This is a genomic window from Anaeromyxobacter dehalogenans 2CP-1 (assembly GCF_000022145.1).
Classification (GTDB): Bacteria; Myxococcota; Myxococcia; order Myxococcales; family Anaeromyxobacteraceae; genus Anaeromyxobacter; species Anaeromyxobacter dehalogenans.
The window spans coordinates 2,919,325-2,936,465 of sequence record NC_011891.1; the positions used below are offsets into that span (position 1 = coordinate 2,919,325).

The 17,141-nt window shown below is 75.2% G+C and carries 15 protein-coding genes; 1 reads left to right on the forward strand and 14 read right to left on the reverse strand.

Annotation, left to right across the window (positions count from 1 at the left end):
* Positions 1–111 precede the first annotated feature (111 nt).
* Positions 112–615 (forward strand): DivIVA domain-containing protein, encoded by a 504-nt coding sequence (locus A2CP1_RS13325; protein WP_012633762.1) that lies wholly within the window; start codon positions 112–114, stop codon positions 613–615.
* Positions 616–637: 22 nt separating this feature from the next.
* On the opposite strand, the gene polA is transcribed toward A2CP1_RS13325, so the two are convergent.
* The 14 genes from polA to A2CP1_RS13395 all read right to left on the reverse strand — a co-directional run bounded on the left by polA (position 638) and on the right by A2CP1_RS13395 (position 17,136).
* Positions 638–3,331: a DNA polymerase I gene (gene polA / locus A2CP1_RS13330; protein WP_012633763.1), complete on the reverse strand. Its 2,694-nt coding sequence runs from the start codon at positions 3,329–3,331 to the stop codon at positions 638–640.
* Positions 3,332–3,409: 78 nt separating this feature from the next.
* Positions 3,410–4,030: an FHA domain-containing protein gene (locus A2CP1_RS13335; protein ID WP_012633764.1), complete on the reverse strand. Its 621-nt coding sequence runs from the start codon at positions 4,028–4,030 to the stop codon at positions 3,410–3,412.
* 80 nt (positions 4,031–4,110) lie between these two features.
* Positions 4,111–6,837, reverse strand: coding sequence for a hypothetical protein (locus A2CP1_RS13340; protein WP_012633765.1), 2,727 nt, complete (start codon positions 6,835–6,837; stop codon positions 4,111–4,113).
* Complete coding sequence (locus tag A2CP1_RS13345) at positions 6,834–8,177, reverse strand: hypothetical protein (RefSeq protein ID WP_012633766.1); 1,344 nt, start codon at positions 8,175–8,177, stop codon at positions 6,834–6,836. The genes A2CP1_RS13340 and A2CP1_RS13345 overlap by 4 nt, the downstream gene beginning before the upstream one ends.
* An 87-nt stretch (positions 8,178–8,264) precedes the next feature.
* A complete protein-coding gene (gene glyS / locus A2CP1_RS13350) occupies positions 8,265–10,370 on the reverse strand; it encodes a glycine--tRNA ligase subunit beta (RefSeq protein ID WP_012633767.1) in 2,106 nt (701 codons plus the stop codon).
* A gap of 63 nt (positions 10,371–10,433) precedes the next feature.
* Positions 10,434–11,363: a glycine--tRNA ligase subunit alpha gene (locus tag A2CP1_RS13355; protein ID WP_012526564.1), complete on the reverse strand. Its 930-nt coding sequence runs from the start codon at positions 11,361–11,363 to the stop codon at positions 10,434–10,436.
* A gap of 115 nt (positions 11,364–11,478) precedes the next feature.
* Entirely contained in the window at positions 11,479–12,429 is a 951-nt protein-coding gene (locus A2CP1_RS13360; RefSeq protein ID WP_012633768.1) for a carbohydrate kinase family protein, read from the reverse strand.
* Positions 12,430–12,498: 69 nt separating this feature from the next.
* On the reverse strand, positions 12,499–13,263 hold the full coding sequence (gene recO / locus A2CP1_RS13365) for a DNA repair protein RecO (RefSeq protein WP_012633769.1): 765 nt from the start codon (positions 13,261–13,263) through the stop codon (positions 12,499–12,501).
* Between the two features lie 43 nt (positions 13,264–13,306).
* On the reverse strand, positions 13,307–13,738 hold the full coding sequence (locus A2CP1_RS22825; RefSeq protein ID WP_012633770.1) for a helix-turn-helix domain-containing protein: 432 nt from the start codon (positions 13,736–13,738) through the stop codon (positions 13,307–13,309).
* 13 nt (positions 13,739–13,751) lie between these two features.
* Positions 13,752–14,504, reverse strand: coding sequence for a tetratricopeptide repeat protein (locus A2CP1_RS13375; protein ID WP_012633771.1), 753 nt, complete (start codon positions 14,502–14,504; stop codon positions 13,752–13,754).
* A gap of 2 nt (positions 14,505–14,506) precedes the next feature.
* Complete coding sequence (locus A2CP1_RS13380) at positions 14,507–14,977, reverse strand: hypothetical protein (RefSeq protein WP_012633772.1); 471 nt, start codon at positions 14,975–14,977, stop codon at positions 14,507–14,509.
* Positions 14,978–14,993: 16 nt separating this feature from the next.
* A complete protein-coding gene (locus A2CP1_RS13385) occupies positions 14,994–15,623 on the reverse strand; it encodes a hypothetical protein (RefSeq protein WP_012633773.1) in 630 nt (209 codons plus the stop codon).
* Between the two features lie 134 nt (positions 15,624–15,757).
* Positions 15,758–16,390, reverse strand: coding sequence for a radical SAM protein (locus tag A2CP1_RS13390; RefSeq protein ID WP_012633774.1), 633 nt, complete (start codon positions 16,388–16,390; stop codon positions 15,758–15,760).
* Between the two features lie 59 nt (positions 16,391–16,449).
* Positions 16,450–17,136 carry a lytic transglycosylase domain-containing protein gene (locus tag A2CP1_RS13395; protein WP_012633775.1) on the reverse strand — a complete coding sequence of 229 codons (687 nt, stop codon included), beginning with the start codon at positions 17,134–17,136 and terminating at the stop codon, positions 16,450–16,452.
* Between the last annotated feature and the right edge of the window lie 5 nt (positions 17,137–17,141).

The window sequence follows — 17,141 nt, forward strand, 5'->3', positions numbered from 1 at the left end:
ATAAGCGCCGGAACCCACGGCCGCTTCCCGGGTCGCGGCCCTCGCCCCGGCGGCCGGGGGGCGAGGTGGACACCCGGCCGCGGGCCGCTATCATGACCGGCGGAGCGACCCATGAACATCACCCCCCTCGACATCACGCAGAAGCAGTTCCGCAAGACCTTCCGCGGCCTGGACGCCGAGGAGGTCGAGGCGTTCCTGGCGCTCGTCGCCGCCGAGTTCGAGGGGCTGGTGAAGGAGAACCTGGCGCTCCGCGAGGACAACCAGCGCAAGGCGGACGAGATCGCCGATCACCGGGGGCGCGAGCGCGCGCTCCAGGAGACGCTCGTCACCGCCCAGAGGGCGTCCGAGGAGATCCGCGACTCCGCCCGCAAGGAGGCGGAGATCACCATCTCCGACGCCGAGCTCCAGGCCGAGAAGATCGTCCAGGGCGCCCACTCGCGCTTCCTGCGCATCGTGGACGACATCAACGAGCTGAAGCGGCAGCGCGTGCAGTTCGAGGCGAACGTCCGCACGCTGGTGGAGAGCCACCTCAAGCTCATCGAGGCGTTCCGCGAGCCCGCGCGCGAGGAGGCCGTGCAGCTCATCCCCGGCCGCCGCCGGGCCGCCGACGAGTAGCGCCCGCCGTCCGCCGCGCCGTTCAGTGCCCCTCGGCCCAGGTCTGGCCGTGGCCGACCTGGACCTCGAGCGGGACCTTCAGCCGGGCCGCGCCCTCCATCTCGCGGCGCACCAGCGCCTCGACCGGCGCCAGCTCCCGCTCCGGCACCTCCAGCACCAGCTCGTCGTGCACCTGCAGCAGCAGCCGCGCCGCGCGGCGCTCCTGCGCCAGCGCGTCGTGCACGCGGATCATGGCGATCTTCACGATGTCCGCGGCCGTGCCCTGGATGGGCGTGTTGATGGCGGTGCGCTCGGCCGCGTTGCGGAGCGCCGGGTTGCGCGCGCCGATCTCCGGCATGGTGCGCGCGCGCCCGAACAGCGTGCGCGACTCGCCCTTGGCGCGCGCCTCCTCCACCGCCCACTCGATGTAGCGGCGGACGCCGGCGTAGCGCGTGAAGTAGCGGTCGATGATCCCCTGCGCCTCCGACGGTGGCAGGTCGAGGCGCTGCGACAGCCCGAACGCGGAGAGGCCGTAGGCGATGCCGAAGTTGAGCACCTTGGCGATGCGCCGCTGGTCCGGGGTCACCTGCTCGGGCGGGACGCCGAACGTCTCCGCCGCGGTGCGGGTGTGCACGTCCTCGCGGTCGCGGAACGCCTGCAGCAGGCCCGGGTCGTCGGAGTAGTGCGCCAGGATCCGCAGCTCGATCTGCGAGTAGTCGGCCGAGAGCAGGCGCGCGCCCGCCGGCGCCACGAACGCCTGGCGGATGCGCCGCGACAGCTCGGTGCGGACCGGGATGTTCTGGAGGTTCGGATCCGAGGAGGAGAGCCGGCCGGTGGCCGCGCCCGCCTGGTGGAACGTGGTGTGGATGCGCCCGTCGGCCGGGTCCACCAGCTGCGGGAGCGCGTCGACGTAGGTGCCCTTCAGCTTGGAGAGCGAGCGGTGCTCCAGCACCAGCCGCGGCAGCGCGTGCTGCTCGGCCAGCTTCTCGAGCACGTCCTGGTCGGTGGACGGGCCGGTCTTGAGCCGCTTCACCACCGGCAGCTCCAGCTCCACGAACAGCACCTGCGCCAGCTCGCGCGTCGAGGCGACGTTGAACGGGTGCCCGGCGGCCGCGTGGATGCGCGCCTCCAGGTCCTGCATCGACCTGCCGAACTCGGCGCTCATCCCCTCCATCGCGCCGCGGTCCACCAGGATGCCGGTCCGCTCCATCTCGACCAGCACCGGCACCAGCGGCCGCTCCACCTCGCGGTAGAGCGGTGACAGGCGCTCCGCCTCCAGGCCCTCGGCGAGCTTCGCGGCCAGGTCCGGCAGCGACGCCGCGCAGGCGCCGGCCCAGGCCGCCACCCGCTCCACCTCGAGGCCCTCCAGCCCCGGCGCCCCGCGCTTCGCCCCGTCGGCCGGGTTGCGCGGCAGCTCGCAGCTGGTCCGCTCCCGCGCCACGTCCACCAGCGCGTGCTCGCGCCGGGTGGGCAGCAGGAGCCGGCTCATCAGCTCGGTGTCCTCGCCCGGGCCCGACCGCGCCAGCCCGAGCCTCGCCAGCGCGTGGGCCGCCGCCTTGAGCTCGTGGGCGTGCAGCGGGAGCGCCGCCTCGACCAGCGGCCGGAGCCCCTCGCGCACGTCCGCCGGCGCGAGCGGCGCGGGCGCGCCCAGGTAGCGGTGCCCGAGCGGCAGGTAGAACGCGCGCCCCGCGCCCGCGAACGCCAGCCCGACGAGCGGCGCGGTGCGCGGCGGCCCCTCGCCCAGCACCGGCAGGAGCCCGACCGGACCGCCGGCCTGGACCAGCGCCGCCACCGCGGCGTCCAGCGCGGCCCGGCCGTCGATCGTCTCCGGCGTCTCGGCGCGCGCGGTGGGCGGCGGCGGCGGGAGCTCCTTCACCAGCCGCGAGAACTCCAGCTCGGAGAACAGCGCGCGGGCCCGCTCCTGATCGGGCGGCCGGCGGCCGAACGCCTCGGGCGCGAAGGGCAGGTCGAGGTCTCGCCGCAGCGCGACCAGCCGGCGGTTGGTGCGGATGCGCTCGGCGTTCGCGACGACCTTGTCGCGCAGCTTCTCCCCGCCGCGCGACACGGCCGCCGGGATCTCCCCGGGCCGCGCCAGCATCGCCTCGGTGGTGCCGAAGTGGCGGATGAGCGCCGCCGCCGTCACCTCCCCCACCCCCGCGATCCCGGGCACGTTGTCGATCTTGTCGCCCAGGATGGACTGGTACTCGACCACCTGCTCCGGGCGGACCCCCATCTTCTTCTCGACCTCGGCCGGGCCGGTCCACCCGCCGCGCCCGCTCGCCTCGGCCATGGGGTCGTAGAGCGACAGGCCGCCGTCCACGAGCTGCGCGAAGTCCTTGTCGCCGGTGACGACCACCACCTCCCAGCCCGCCGCGCGCGCGCGGCCGGCCAGCGTGGCGATGATGTCGTCGGCCTCGAACCCGGGCTCCTCGATCACCGGCACGTTGAGCGCGCGGGCCACGTCGCGCACCAGCGGGAACTGCGACGCGAGGTCGTCGGGCGCCTCGGGGCGGTTCGCCTTGTACTCGGGATCGATGTCGTGCCGGAAGCTGCGGCGCCCCGCGTCGAACACCAGCGCCACGTGCGTGGGCGCGTGCTCGCGCAGCGCCTTCAGCAGCATGTTGGTGAACCCGTAGACGGCGTTGGTCGGGATCCCCTTCGTGGTGGAGAGGTGCGGGATCGCGTGGTAGGCGCGGAAGATGAAGCCCGAGCCGTCGATGAGCGTCAGGGTGGGCATGTCGCGGTGAAGGGTAGCCGCGCGGGCGCGCGCCGGCGCGGGAAAAGCGCGGCGGGGCCGGATCCCGCCGCCGCGAGGCTACCGCAGCCCGCAGCGGAGCCGCTCGGCGCAGACGAAGTACTCGTCCCCGTCCTCGATGCGGCGGCGCTGGATCCGCTCCTGGTCGTGCCAGGTGCCGTTCGCGGAGCCCAGGTCCTCGATGAACCAGGCGTCGCCGTCGCGCACGATGGCCGCGTGCTCGCGCGACACCTTGGCGCTGTCGATCACCAGGTCGCAGTGGCGCCCGCGCCCGATGAGGAACCGGTCGCGGGCCACCTCCCACTCCGAGCCGTCGTCGCGGCGCAGCGACAGCGACGGCGCGGTGCCCGCCGGCTCGCCCAGCGGCGGCGGGCCCGCGCCCGGCGTGCGCTCGTGGATCGCGCGCTCGAGGCGGGCGGCGGTCTGGAGCACGCGCTCGGCGACCGCCAGCCGCTCGGAGTTCCCGCGCGGCGGGCTCGCCGGGCGGGGGCCGCGCGGCGCGCCCGGCGGCTCGGTCCGCGGCTCGAACGCCCCACCGGTCAACACGTAGCCGTGCAGGCGGGCGTAGACGTGGATCGCCTGGTTGAGCAGGCCCTCGCGATCGACGCCCATCTCGTCGGCCATGCGCCCGAGCGCCTCCCAGAGGTGGTCGGCGATCGCGACCTGCCGGACGGATTTCATGGGCGCCCTCCGCGTACCCCGCTCCCGTCCACCGTAGCAGACGGGGGGCGCCCGTCAAACGAGGGCGTCCCGGGCGGGGATCAGCGGATCACCTTGGACGTGCTGTAGGCAGTCGCGGGGGACATGTCGAGGAGGAAGTTCTCCGAGTAGGTCACGAAGAACCGGTAGCCGTCCGCCTGCTTCCCCGGGAACGGGCTGCGGTCGAACGGGACCGCGGCCACCGGGAAGCTCGAGGCCGCGTTGGAGCCGGTGGTCGGGCCGCGGTACGCGTACGCGATCCCGCTCTGCGTGATGAACGTGAGCGACATGTCGCGCTCGAGCTCGGTCGTGCAGACGTCCTCGACGACCGTCTTGGTCCGCGGGTCGATGACCACGTCACCGTTCGCGTCCACCTGCGCCTGGCCGCAGCCGAGGTGGAAGGACACGATCGGGCCGCTCGCGTCCGGGAGCGTGTCCGCGATGGCCGCCCAGTCCACCCAGCAGCCCTTCGTCGCCGAGGCCTTGGGGCCGTCCACGATGTCGAGGCACCGGTCGGACAGATAGTAGAGGCGCCGCGCCTTCCGCGCGAGCACGAGCCGCTCGCACTCGGAACGGCACGCCTCGTCCACGCAGGCCGTGAACGCCGCCGGTGCGTTCGGACCGTAGGCCTCCGCCGGCCAGGGCAGGATCGGGCAGCTGATCGCGTCCTCGCCGAGCGGCGGCGGCGCCAGCGCCGAGTAGGTCAGGTGGAACGGATCGGCAGCGGTCGGATCGCTCTCGAGCTGCGGCCGCCCCACGTAGCCCATCGAGGCGCCGCCGGCGATCAGGCCCGCGGCGCGGATGGTGACGAGCATGTTGCCCGCGGGGGCGACCTGCTTCAGCGCGGCGATGCACTCCGGGGTCGCGGGCAGCCGCTCGGCGGCGACCGGGTTCCGCAGGTCGATGAGCTGCGTCTCGTCGAGCGTCACCGCGCCGCCCGGGTACGCGGCGGAGGGCGGCAGGATCGCGGTGATGCGCGTCTCGTAGGAGGTGGTGCTGGGCGTCTCGGTGTCAGGGTCGGTGGTCAGGCAGGCGGTCACCGTGCTGGCGGGCGCGAGCTGCGCGATGTCGCCGACGTGGACCGCCAGCGAGGGATCGAACAGGCGCGCCACGTCCACCAGCTGCGTGGAGCCGTCTGAGCGCGGGAGCGGCGTCTGGACCGCGAGCCAGAGGCGGCCGTCCGCGGTCGCGCCGGTCTGGCCTGCCCGCGCCGAGAGCCCGGGGAGCGGTCCCTGGTACAGGACGGTCCAGGTGTCCGTCGCGGTGTAGCCCGGGGTGACGCGCACCGTGCGCGGCATGTTGGCCGAGGTGGAGGCGAGCGCCGCGGTCGGTCGCGTCACCGTCGGCCACGCGGTGAGGTCCCAGAGGCCCAGCCGCAGCCGCGAGGGCTTCACCAGGTACTTGCCGGGGTTCTCGGGGTCCGGCACCACCAGCGACGGCGAGAACACCGTGCCGCCGGTGACGCTGGTCCGGGTGCTGGTGCGGAGGATGGAGGCGTTGAGCGGGATGTGCCAGCGCGCCAGGTCCACCATGTAGACGCGCCCGTCGCCGGAAGCGAGGACCGCGACGCCGGTGGTCTTCACCTGGCCCGATCCCGGGGCGAGCAGCATGTAGCCGTTCGCGGCCGACAGCTGCACGTCGCTGGGCTCGTTGGTGGGCGGCAGCGCCGGCGGCCCCGAGATCGCGATCGCGATCGGGATGCTCGGGACCGCCATCGGCGCGAGGTACGGCATCTCGCCGGTCGGATCGGCCATGAGGCCGCCGCGCGCCGGGTCGATCACCGCGAGCCCGCACGGCATCCGCGCGGTGCGCCCGCAAGCGGCCGGATCGAGGAACGCGTACACGCGGAGATCCTGGTTCGGCGCCTTGCAGAAGGGATCGCCGGGCTGGCGCACGCAGAACGTGTCGCCGTCCTGCACCCCCACGAAGCGTTCGGTCACCTTCGCGGCGGCCACGAGCGTGGTGCCGACGCGCGCGTCGAGCGCGCGGACGGTCCAGGAGCCCACCGCGCCGGTGGTGTCGATCTCGCCGACGCCGAAGACGCCCGACCCCGGGATCACCTCGTCCACGGTGGCCGCGAACAGGCGGTCGTGGTCGGGCGACTCGGCCAGCGAGAGCGCCTCGAAGCCGAGGTCCTGCAGCGCCGGCGTGCCGCTCGGCGCGATGCTCCCGTCCGCCTGCCGCGCGAAGTCCACCACCGCGAGGCGGCCGCCCGCGATGCTCGCCAGGACGCGCGCCTTGCCGCGGGCCACCTGCCAGGTGCCGGCGGTCGCGCCGGGCTCGAGCACCGGGACGGCGATCATGTCGAGCACCTGCGCGCCGGGCGCGAGCGCGCCCAGGTCGAGCGGGTCCGCCCCGGCCGGCTGCACCACGTGCGTGGCCAGGTCCCAGGTCGCCACGAGCTGCAGCCGCGACGAGCCCGGCGACACCACCACCAGGAGGTCGGGCAGGCCGGTGCCGTCGGCGTTCTGGCCGTCGTGCAGCCCGGCCGAGGCGAGCAGCGTCGGGTGCGGCTCGCCGGGGAGCGTCGGCACCGCCAGCGGGCGGATCACCACCGGCGCGAGCACCGGTTCGTCGTCCAGCGCGTCGATGAAGATGAGCTCGTCGCGGCCGGAGTTCGCGACCGCGACGTACGGGTGCGCCGGGTCGAGGGCGTTCTTGGTCGTGAGGCCGCGGAACACGGCCACGCCGCCCGGGCTCACCAGCCCGAGGTCCGGCTTCGCCGCGGAGCTTCCGCAGCCGGCGCTCGCGGCGAGCGCCAGCAGGAGGAGGGCGTTGCGTGCGGTCACGGGCGCTCCTGGCCCAGGCGCCGCGGCACCTGGCGCGTCGGATCGTTGGGGTCGGCCACCTCGACGATGGCCGCCTCGCCCGGGTTGTCGAGCGGCACGTCCACCGGGGTGACGAAGCTGGAGTCGAACGCGGACACGTAGAGCCGCGCGCTGGCGCCGCGATCCTGCACGGCGATGCCGTACGGCACGCGGCCGAGCAGCGGCGCGCCGGTGACGTCGTCGCGCCCGAACACGCGCGCCATCGCGCCGACGTCGTCGTCGTAGATCCAGAGCAGGCCCTCGTCCGACACCGTGATCGCGACCACGTCGCGCTTGCCGGGCCGCCGCGGCAGCACGCGCACCTCGGCCGGCCCGAAGCCGACCGGGATTGCGCCGATGAAGCGGAACGCGGGCACGCCGAACTGCGCCTCGTCCACCTCCAGCACGATGAGCACGCCGCCGGTGTCGAAGCCGGGGCGCCAGCCCAGGGAGGCCGCCAGGTCCGCGTCGAACAGCCGGGCCCCGATGTAGAGCCGGCGCGGCATCGGCTTGCCGTCCGCGCCCACGTTCGGGTTGGAGATCGCGATCCCGCCGAGGTCGGCCCCGCGCACGAACTCGCCGACGTTGACGACGTCCGCGTGGCACTCCGCCAGGTACAGCGGCGGGTCGCACCAGCGGGTCACGTCCACGTAGCGCAGGGCGGCGCTGCCGTAGTCGGCGCTGCTGGTGAAGTAGATGCGGTCGAGCGCGGCGTCGTACACGACCGAGTGCGTGGTCCCGTAGCCGAAGTCGGCCGTCCGCTGCTCGCCGGTGGAGAGGTCGATCTCCACCAGGCGGGAGACGGCGCGGTTGGTGCGCCGCGCGGTCACGAAGGCGCGCGGGCGTCGCGCGTCGCGGCAGGCGACGGTCACGCCGAACGGATCCAGGAAGTCCTCGGGCAGCAGCTGCGGGCAGTCGGCGCCGCAGGTGAGCGCGCCGTCCGCCCCGAGCGCCACCTTGTAGACCTGCCGGGTGGCGCGGGACGCGACCAGCGCCACCGACTGCGGCAGGTCGCAGGCATCGGCGGACGTGTCGAGCCCCGCCGGCGCGGCCGCCTCGGCCACGGCCAGCTCGCCGCCGAAGCTGCCCATGCGCAGCGTGTCGTCGATGGCGAGCCCGCCCTGCGGGCTCGCCTCCGGCCCGACCGAGAACAGCACCCCGCCCTCGTCGCGGTCGTAGGCGAGGTCGTAGTTGGAGGAGACGACGAGGAGCTGTTCCTGGCCGGCGGGGCCGCGGACCGCCACGCCCACCGGGTAGTGGAAGCGATCGAGCGGCGAGGGCGGCGCGGTTCCGGAGCTTCCGCACGCGGCCGCGAGACACATCAGGAGGATCGGGGCGCTGCGTCGAGCGACGTGGTGCACGGGGTGCGAACCGTAATCCGGCGTCCGAGAGAGGGTCAAGCGCTCCACCTACCCGGCCCTGGCCTGGGCGGGCGCCTCGGCCTGGATCTTGCGGAAGTCGGCGAGGTCGGAGAACAGCGCCGCCACCCGCCGCATCAGGCCGAGCCGGTTGGCGCGGAGCGCGGGGTCCTCGGCCATCACCAGCACGCCGTCGAAGAAGCGCGCCACCGCCGGCTCCAGCGTCGCCACCGTGCGGAGCACGGCCGGGTAGTCGCGGGCCGCGCGGCGCGCCACCACCTCCTGCTCCACCTTCTCGAGCGCCGCCAGCAGGTCCTTCTCCGCCGCGTCGCGCAGCAGCGCCGGATCCACCGCGGCCGCGCCGGAGCCGCCCGCCTTCTCCTGGATGTTCGCGACGCGCTTGAACGCGACGGCGAGCGAGCCGAAGTCGGGTCGCGCCTTGGCGTCGGCGAGCGCCTCCAGGCGCCGGCGGGCGTCCACCACGTCGTCGGAGCCGGCCGCGAGCACCGCCTCCACCAGGTCGGCGTCGAACCGCTCGGTCCAGGCGGCGCGCACGCGCCCGCGCAGGAAGTCCAGCACCTGCTCGGCCACCACCGCGCGGCCGGCGGCGAGCTTCACCCCGGAGAGCGCGTCGAGCGTCTGCTCCACCGCCGCGGCGAGCGACAGGTGGTACCCGCGGGCGATGACGATGCGCAGGATGCCGATGGCGGAGCGGCGCAGGCCGAACGGATCGGCGGCGCCGGTCGCCTTCTCGCCCACGCCGATGATGCCCACGAGCGAGTGGAGGCGGTCGGCCACCGCCACCAGCGCGCCCAGGTCGCTGCGCGGCAGCTCCTCGGCCGCGCCGATGGGCTTGTAGTGGTCCTCGATCGCGTCGGCGATCTCCGGCTTCAGCCCCTCCAGCCGCGCGTAGTGCGCGCCCATGGTGCCCTGCAGCTCGGGGAACTCGCCCACCATGCCGGTGTTGAGGTCCACCTTGGCGAGCCGCGAGGCCTCGAGCAGGTCGGCGACCAGCGCGTCCTTCCCGAGCGCGCGGGCCAGCGCGCTCGCCACCGCGCCGATGCGCTGGGCGCGATCCAGCTCGCTCCCCAGCTTCGCCTGGAACGTGCGGCGACCCAGGTCCTCGATGCGCTCGTGCAGCCTGCGCTTGCGGTCCTCCTCGAAGAAGAAGCGCGCGTCGGCGAGGCGCGCGCGGAGCACGCGCTCGTAGCCGTGCCGCGCCACCGCGGGATCCTTCACCCGCGTGGCGGAGACGGCCACGAAGCGGTTCTTGAGCCGCCCCTTGCCGTCCACCACCGCGAAGTAGCGCTGGTGGTTGCGCATCTCGGAGATCACCACCTCCGGCGGCAGCTCGAGGTTCGACTTCTCGAACTCGCCGACCACCGCGGTCGGCTCCTCCACCAGGTACAGCACCTGCTCGACCAGCGCGGGATCGTCGCGGACCTTCCCCGCGGCCTCCTTGCCGGCGCGGGCCAGCTCGGCGAGCAGCGCGGCGCGGCGCTCCACCGGGTCGGCGAGGACGTGCGCCCGGCGCAGCTTCGCCAGGTAGTCGTCCGGCGTGCCCTTCAGCGCGATCGCCTTCGGCGCGAGGAAGCGGTGGCCGTAGGTGACCTTGCCCGAGGTGACCTCGCCGTGGCGCACCTTGAGCGGGCGCCCGCCGAGGAGCGCCACCATCCAGCGCACCGGGCGCGCGAAGGTCGCCTCGTCGAAGCGCGAGCGCATCGCCTTGCGGAAGCGCAGGCCGCCGACGAGCCGCTCCAGCAGCGCGGGCAGGACCTGCTCCGCCCTGCGGCCCTTCTCCACCTTCGTGACCGCGACGCGCTCGCCCTTGGGCGTCTGGGCGCGGACCAGCGCCGAGACCTCCACGCCCTGGCTGCGCGCGAAGCCGGTCGCGGCCGGGGTAGGCTTGCCCTCGGCGTCGTAGGCCTGCGCCACCGGGGGCCCGAACGCCTCGGTGCGCGCGTCGGTCTGCTTCGGCGCCACGTCGCGCGCCCAGACCGCCAGGCGGCGCGGCGTGCCGACGGACCTCACCTCACCGTGCGCCAGCCGCGCGTCGGCGAGCGCCTTCGACAGGTCGTCCTCGAGCTGCCTGAGCGCGCCCGGCACGAAGCCCGCCGGGATCTCCTCCGCACCGATCTCGAACAGAAGGTCAGCCATGATCTCGTTCCGTCCCCGCTCCCCCGCCGCGCGCGGCGAGGGAGGCCCGGGGGTGAGGGGTCGTCACCTGGACTCGCGCGCCTCGCGGGCCGCCCGCGCAGCCTCCACCGCCTGCTTGCGATCGGCCGGCGGGAGCAGCGGGAACCCGAGCGCCTCTCGCGAGTCGAGGTAGCCCCTGGCGCACTCGTGGGCCAGCGCGCGCACGCGGCCGATGTAGGCCGCGCGCTCGGTGACGCTGATGGCGCCGCGCGCGTCGAGGTTGTTGAACGTGTGCGAGCACTTCAGGCAGTAGTCGTAGGCGGGCAGCGGCAGCTTCAGCCCGTTGAGCCGCTTGCACTCCGCCTCGTAGGTGTCGAACAGGCCGAACAGCATCTTCGGGTCCGACGCCTGGAACGAGTAGGTGCTCATCTCCACCTCGTTCCGGTGGAAGACCTCGCGGTACTTCACGCCCTTCACCCACTCCACGTCGAACACGTTCTCGACGTCCTGCAGGTACATGGCGATGCGCTCGAGGCCGTAGGTGAGCTCGGCCGCGACCGGCCGCACCTCGAACCCGCCGGCCTGCTGGAAGTAGGTGTACTGGGTGATCTCCATCCCGTCGCACCACACCTCCCAGCCGAGGCCCCAGGCGCCCAGCGTCGGGCTCTCCCAGTCGTCCTCGACGAAGCGGATGTCGTGCTCGCGGGGATCGATCCCGATGGCGCGCAGCGAGCCGAGGTAGAGCTCCTGCACGTCGGGCGGGTTCGGTTTCAGGATCACCTGGAACTGGTGGTGCTGGTAGAGGCGGTTCGGGTTCTCGCCGTAGCGGCCGTCGGCCGGCCGGCGCGACGGCTCGACGTACGCGACGTTCCAGGGCTCCGGGCCGAGCACGCGCAGGAACGTGGACGGGTTCATGGTGCCGGCCCCGACCTCCTGGTCGTAACCCTGCGCGAGGATGCAGTTGCGGCTCGCCCAGTAGGTCTGGAGCTTCAAGATCAGGTCCTGGAAGTACACGCGCGTCCTCTCCTCGCGTTCGAGCCGGCGCGCGCCCGCGGATCATCCGGCGGGGCGGCCGCGCCGCGGCGAACGGGCCGGGGAACGGGCACCGTAGGGCCGTAAGGTGCGGGTGTCAAACGGAAATCTCGCCAGTGTGCGGCAGCCCGGCGACCGCGCCGACGCGCGTGCAGACGCGCCCCGCCACCCGGTTCGCGAAGCGCACCGCCGCGACCACCTCGGCGAACGAGCGGGCGGCGAGCGGGGCCGCGCCGCGCGAGAGCGCCGCGAGCAGCCCGGCCACGAACCCGTCGCCGGCGCCGGTGGTGTCCACCACCGCCACCGGCTCGGCCGGCACGTGCGCCTCGTCGGCGCCGCGCCGTACCAGGGCGCCGCGCGGGCCCAGCGTCACGCAGGCGATGCCGACGCCCATCGCGACGAGCCGCGCCGCAGCGCGCGCGGGGTCGGCCTCGCCGGTGCAGAGCGCGATCTCCTCCTCGGAGAGCTTCGCCACCGCGCAGCGCGGCAGCACGTCCTGGCAGAGCGCCCGCAGCGGCGCGAGGTCGTCCCACAGGTGCGCGCGGACGTTCGGGTCGAAGGACACCTCCACGCCGAGGCGCCGCGCCGCCTCCACCGCGGCCCGCAGCGCCGCCCTGCCCTCCGGCAGCACGTGCGCCGAGGTCCCGGTGTGCAGCACGCGGGCGCGGCCGATCGCGGCCGGGTCGGCGTCGGCGGGCGCGACGAGCTTGTCGGCGGAGAAGCGGGCGTTGGGCGAGAAGAACGTCCGCTCCCCCGCCGCGTCGAGCGCCACGAACCACATCCCGGTGGGCCGCTCGCGCGCGAGCCGGAGCGAGACCTCGATGCCCTCGGCGGCGAGCCGGCGCGCCAGCATCCGGCCGAACGGATCGTCGCCGACCACGCCGCGGAAGCCGGTGCGGACCCCGAGGCGCGCCAGCCCGGTGGCGACGTTCGCCGGCGCGCCGCCGGGGCACGCCTCGAAGCGGCCGCAGTCCTCCAGGGCCCCACGCCGATCCGGCAGCAGGTCCACCAGCGCCTCCCCCAGGCACAGCACGTCGAGATCCCTCATGGCGGCCTGCCTCCGGGCGTGGCGCGGTCGAGCGGATGCGATGGCGGGCCGGCGCGGGCCGACGTCACGTCAGGCGCCCAGCAGCGGCCCGATCTCGTCGAGGAAGCGGCGGGCCGCGAGCCGCCGGCCGAGGTGGTGCTCCAGGAACGCGGTGAGCGCCTCGCGCGCCTCGCGCCCGGCGGGCGGGGCGAGCGGCTCGGACGCGGCGGCGGCGAGGCCGCCGTCCTGGAGCCGCAGGAGCGCGGCGAGGGTGCCGGCGGCGAGCGGGAGCGTGCGCGGGACGCCCGGCGCGCAGCCCGCGCAGAGCGCGCCCCCCTCCCCCGCGTCGAAGCGCACCGGGCCCTCGCCGACCGGCGCCCCGCAGCGCGCGCAGGCGTCGAGGCGCGGCATGAGCCCGGCGGCGCGCAGCGCGCCCAGCTCGAAGGCGCGCAGCGCCGCCGGGCGCGGCGGCCCGGCGTCCAGCGCGTCGAGGTAGGCGACCAGCAGCTCGAACAGCTCGTCGTGGGGCTGGTGGTCGCGCACCAGCTCGCGCGCCAGCTCGGCCGCATAGCCGGCGCAGGCGATCCGCCCGAGGTCGCCGCGGAGCGCGCCGAAGCCGCGCACCACCGACACCGAGTCCAGGCCGAGGAGGTCCGAGCCGGAGCGCTCGCGGACCTCCGCCGAGAGCAGCGTGAACGGCTCCAGCGCGCCGCCGAAGCGCCGCCGCGAGGCGCGCGCCCCGCGCGCGAACGCGGAGACCTTGCCCCGCTCCGCCGTGAGCAGCGTCACCACGCGATCCGACTCGCCGTAGTCCACGGCGCGGAGCACCACGCCGGTGAGCTTCGCCCGGTCCATTCCCGGCCATCTTACCGGCCAGGCGGCGCGCGCGCTCGGGACCTCAGCGGCCGAGCATGGCCCAGGCGGCGGCCGCGGCGACCGCGAGCGCCAGGGCGGCGCCGGCGAGGACGCGCGGGTCGGTCCCGCGCCGCGCGCGCCGGGCGCGCGCCTCCACGGGCCCCGCCGCCTCCTCGAACCGGAGCACGACCTCGTCCGGATCCAGCCCGACCGCGGCCGCGTAGCCGCGGAGGTAGCCGACCACGTACGCGCGCGGCGGGATGCGCGCCTCCTCGCCGGACTCGAGCGCCTCGACCACGCCGGGCGCGAGCTTGATGGCGCGGGTGACCTCGTCGCGGGTCAGCCCGCGCAGCTCGCGCTCCCGCGCCAGCCAGCGGCCGAAGGCGGGCAGGCCCTCCTCGGCCGGCGCCGCCCCGGTCTCGGGCGCCTCCGCGGCGGGCGCCTCCGGCGCGGGCGTGTCGTGCTCGTCGCTCATCGCGTTCCCGGCGTCACTGGAGGCGGCCCAGGCTCCGGCGGCACTCCTCGCCCTCGTTGGTCCCGTCGCCGATCGCCTGGCACTTCTCGAACGCGGCGCGCGCGCCGGCGAGGTCGCCGGCCTTCATCCGCGCCAGCCCGAGCTGCAGGTGCGCGTCGGGGCGCTGGTCGCAGCTCCGCGCGTAGGCGTCGAGCTCCTCCAGCGCCTCGGTGATCTGCCCCTCCGACAGGCGGATCCGCCCCAGCTCGCGCCGCCCGTCGCAGTAGCGCGGCGCCATCGAGAGGCAGGTGCGGAGCTCGGCGAGCCCCTCGTCCTTGCGCCCCATGCGCCAGAGCGCCTGGCCCTTGTTGCAGCGGGCCACGTACGGCTCCCGGTACATCATGTCGGCGAGCGCGAGGTCGAACTCGGCCACCGCGGCCTGCAGGCGGCCGGTCTTGGCGAGGAGCTGCCCGAGGTCGTTGTGCGCCTCCGAGTAGCCGGGGCGCAGCGCCAGGGCGCGCCGGTACGCCTTCTCCGCCTCGTCGAGGCGGCCGAACCCGAGCTCGAGCACCAGCCCGCGCCCGAGGTGCGCCTCCGGGAACTCCTCCACCGCCGCGAGGGCCTGGTCGAACTCGCGGAGCGCGTCCGGCGCGCGCCCGGCGCGGAGCGCCTCCAGCCCCAGGTCGTGGTGGATCTCGGCGCCCCGGCGCTCCTTGGCGCTGGGGGCGTGGGCGCAGGCGAGGGCTGCGGAGAGGACGGCGGCGAGGGCGAGCGATGAGGGGCGCATGATCAGAACGAGGCGAGCAGCCGGGCGAGGCGCGCGGGGTCGGCGGGCGCGGTGCCGCCGCCCGGCGCCGCGGCGCCGGGCGCCGCCGGGCGGGGGGGCGAGAACAGCGGCGTGCGCCGCAGCGCCTGCTCCTGCACGTCGGGGGTGAGGTTGCGGAAGTTCAGGTTGTCGAGCATGAAGCCCATCGACTCGAGGAACTGCAGGCCCTCGATCTCGACCTGGCGGTACTCCTCCACGGTGAGCTGCCGGCGATCGTGCACGTACACGACGTTCTCGCCGGTGCGCACCAGGTGGAGCCCCACGTAGATGGAGAGCGTGCCGTTCGCGTTGCGGACGCCGCAGAGGTGGCCGACCACCGCCTGCGGCGCCTTGCCGGGGACGGAGACCTGCGGCTGGTTGATGCTCTCGATGACGGCCACCACCTGCTCGCGCGTGGCGGACAGGTGGGTGATGCTCGGATCCGGCACGAACACGTCGCCCCCCTCGGCGCTAGCGCGCCTCCACCACGAGCTCCTCGGTCCGGTCCTCGGTCTCGCCGGCGGTGCGCGTCAGCTCCACCAGCGGATTGTCGATGACCACCTGGCCCCCGCCGACGGTCCCCTCGCCCACGACCGCCCTGAGCGCCAGGGCGTCGGGCGATGGGGCGGGCGGGCCGCCGGCGCGCCGGGAGGCGGCGAGCACGATCCGGTTCGGCCCGGGGTTCAGCCAGCGGGTGAGCTCCATCACCACCTGCGGCTCGCCGGCCTTCACCTCGCGGATCCACTGCGCGTTCACGAAGACCGCCAGGTCGTACCGGGCACCGGGCTGGGCGTGCTCGGCGACCAGGAAGTAGCGACGGGAGAGCCGGGCCGGCGCGCTGCCGGCGGCCACCGCGGCCGCGGCGCCCACGGCCGCGACCGGCGCGCTGCGCGGGGCGGGGTCGCCGGCCGGGCGCGCCGCGTAGCCGCGGGCCTCGATGTGCACGTCGCCGCGATCGTCGATCACGACCGTCGCGCCCTCGAAGCGCTGGCCGGTGGCGCCGTCGATGGGGACGCCGTTCAGCGTGATGGCGGGGCCCGCGAAGGCGGGGCCGGCGGCGCCGGCGAGCGCGGCGGCGAGCGCGAGAGCGGGTGGGCGCATCCGTTCGCCTAGCTAGCCCCGCCCGGCCCGCCGCGTCAAGGAAGCGGGCGTGCGCGCGGCGGCGTGAGGGTGGGCACTCCGGGATCGCCGGTTGGACGCGCGAGCGGGCGCCGGTATTCGAGCGCGCCGCGGGCCTACACGCCGTGCACGTCCGGGCCCCAGACCACCTTGTGGACCTGCAGCGAGAGGCGCGCGTCGAGCCCGCTCTCGAGCATCCAGCGCACCAGGTCGCGCGGCGCCACCTGCCCCCACGCCGGCGAGAAGAGCACCTGCACCCTCCCCTCCAGCGCGTGGCGTCGCACCACCTCGCGCGACCAGCGGAAGTCGTCCTCGGAGCAGACCACGAACTTCACCTCGTCGTGCGGCTGCAGCCGATCGAGGTAGGCGAGGTCGGTGGCGACCTCGCCCGAGCCGGGCGTCTTCACGTCCACCACCCGGATGGCCTCGGCCGGCAGCGCGTCCAGCGGCCGCTGCCCGTGCGTCTCCACCGCCACCTCGTAGCCGCGCGCGAGGAGCTCGCGGGCGAGGTCGGGCAGCTCGCGCTGCAGCATGGGCTCGCCGCCGGTGAGGCAGACGAAGCGCGCCGGGTGGCGGGCCACCTCCGCGAGGATCGCGGCCCGATCCATGTCCGCGCCGCCGTGGAACGCGTAGGCGGTGTCGCAGTAGCCGCAGCGCAGGTCGCAGCCGGTGAACCGGACGAACACGCAGGGGCGGCCGGCGCGGGAGCCCTCGCCCTGGATGCTGAAGAAGATCTCGGTGACGCGCATGGGAGCCTGGCGCCCGGCGGGGCCGGGCGGACGGGGACAGGGTGTAACCGAGATCGGCCCTACTCGGCCACCGGCGCGGGCGCGGCGGCGGCCGCCACCGCCTCGGCCGGGCGCTCGTCGCCGATGTCGCGCCGGATCCGGCGCAGCTCCGCCTTCACGCGCCGCGGGTACACGTGGAAGCGCTGCGGGATCGCGCCCTCGCGCAGGTAGCCCAGGATCCGGTTCGGGCCGGCGTTGTAGGCCATCAGCGCCACCTCCTCGCGCCCGAAGGCGTCGAGGAGCCGGCGCAGGTAGCGCACCCCCGCGCGCACGTTGAGCACCGGATCGTGCGGGTCCCCCGCCGGGAGGCCGACGCGCTCCAGCTCGCGGCGCAGGGTGGACTCGCGGAGCTGCATGAGCCCCTTCGCGCCCGCACCGGACAGCGCGCGGGCGTCGAAGGAGGACTCGACCTCGATGAGCGCGAGCACCAGCAGCGGGTCGATCCGCGCCGCCTCGGCCTCCAGCACGATGGTGCTCGCCAGCCGGGTCCGGTCGCCGTCGGCCAGCCCGGGCATCCGCGCGGCGATCTGCGCGTCGATGGCCTCGACCAGCGGATCGGCCTCGGGCTCGCACCCGCTCGCGCCGCAGCCCGGCTCGCCGGTCCCGTGCGTCCGCGCCTCGTGCGAGAGCGTCCGCGGGAACGCCGCGACCACCACCCACGCGGTGATGGCCAGGGCGGCCCCGAGGAGCCCGCTGAGCCGCGGCATCCGCA

Bases quoted from the DNA above. Each gene is read 5' to 3' on its own strand.
- A2CP1_RS13325 (WP_012633762.1), top strand. From the start codon at position 112: ATGAACATCACCCCCCTCGACATCACGCAGAAGCAGTTCCGCAAGACC.
- polA (WP_012633763.1), bottom strand. From the start codon at position 3,331: ATGCCCACCCTGACGCTCATCGACGGCTCGGGCTTCATCTTCCGCGCC.
- A2CP1_RS13335 (WP_012633764.1), bottom strand. From the start codon at position 4,030: ATGAAATCCGTCCGGCAGGTCGCGATCGCCGACCACCTCTGGGAGGCG.
- A2CP1_RS13345 (WP_012633766.1), bottom strand. From the start codon at position 8,177: ATGTGTCTCGCGGCCGCGTGCGGAAGCTCCGGAACCGCGCCGCCCTCG.
- glyS (WP_012633767.1), bottom strand. From the start codon at position 10,370: ATGGCTGACCTTCTGTTCGAGATCGGTGCGGAGGAGATCCCGGCGGGC.
- A2CP1_RS13360 (WP_012633768.1), bottom strand. From the start codon at position 12,429: ATGAGGGATCTCGACGTGCTGTGCCTGGGGGAGGCGCTGGTGGACCTG.
- recO (WP_012633769.1), bottom strand. From the start codon at position 13,263: ATGGACCGGGCGAAGCTCACCGGCGTGGTGCTCCGCGCCGTGGACTAC.
- A2CP1_RS22825 (WP_012633770.1), bottom strand. From the start codon at position 13,738: ATGAGCGACGAGCACGACACGCCCGCGCCGGAGGCGCCCGCCGCGGAG.
- A2CP1_RS13375 (WP_012633771.1), bottom strand. From the start codon at position 14,504: ATGCGCCCCTCATCGCTCGCCCTCGCCGCCGTCCTCTCCGCAGCCCTC.
- A2CP1_RS13385 (WP_012633773.1), bottom strand. From the start codon at position 15,623: ATGCGCCCACCCGCTCTCGCGCTCGCCGCCGCGCTCGCCGGCGCCGCC.
- A2CP1_RS13390 (WP_012633774.1), bottom strand. From the start codon at position 16,390: ATGCGCGTCACCGAGATCTTCTTCAGCATCCAGGGCGAGGGCTCCCGC.
- A2CP1_RS13395 (WP_012633775.1), bottom strand. From the start codon at position 17,136: ATGCCGCGGCTCAGCGGGCTCCTCGGGGCCGCCCTGGCCATCACCGCG.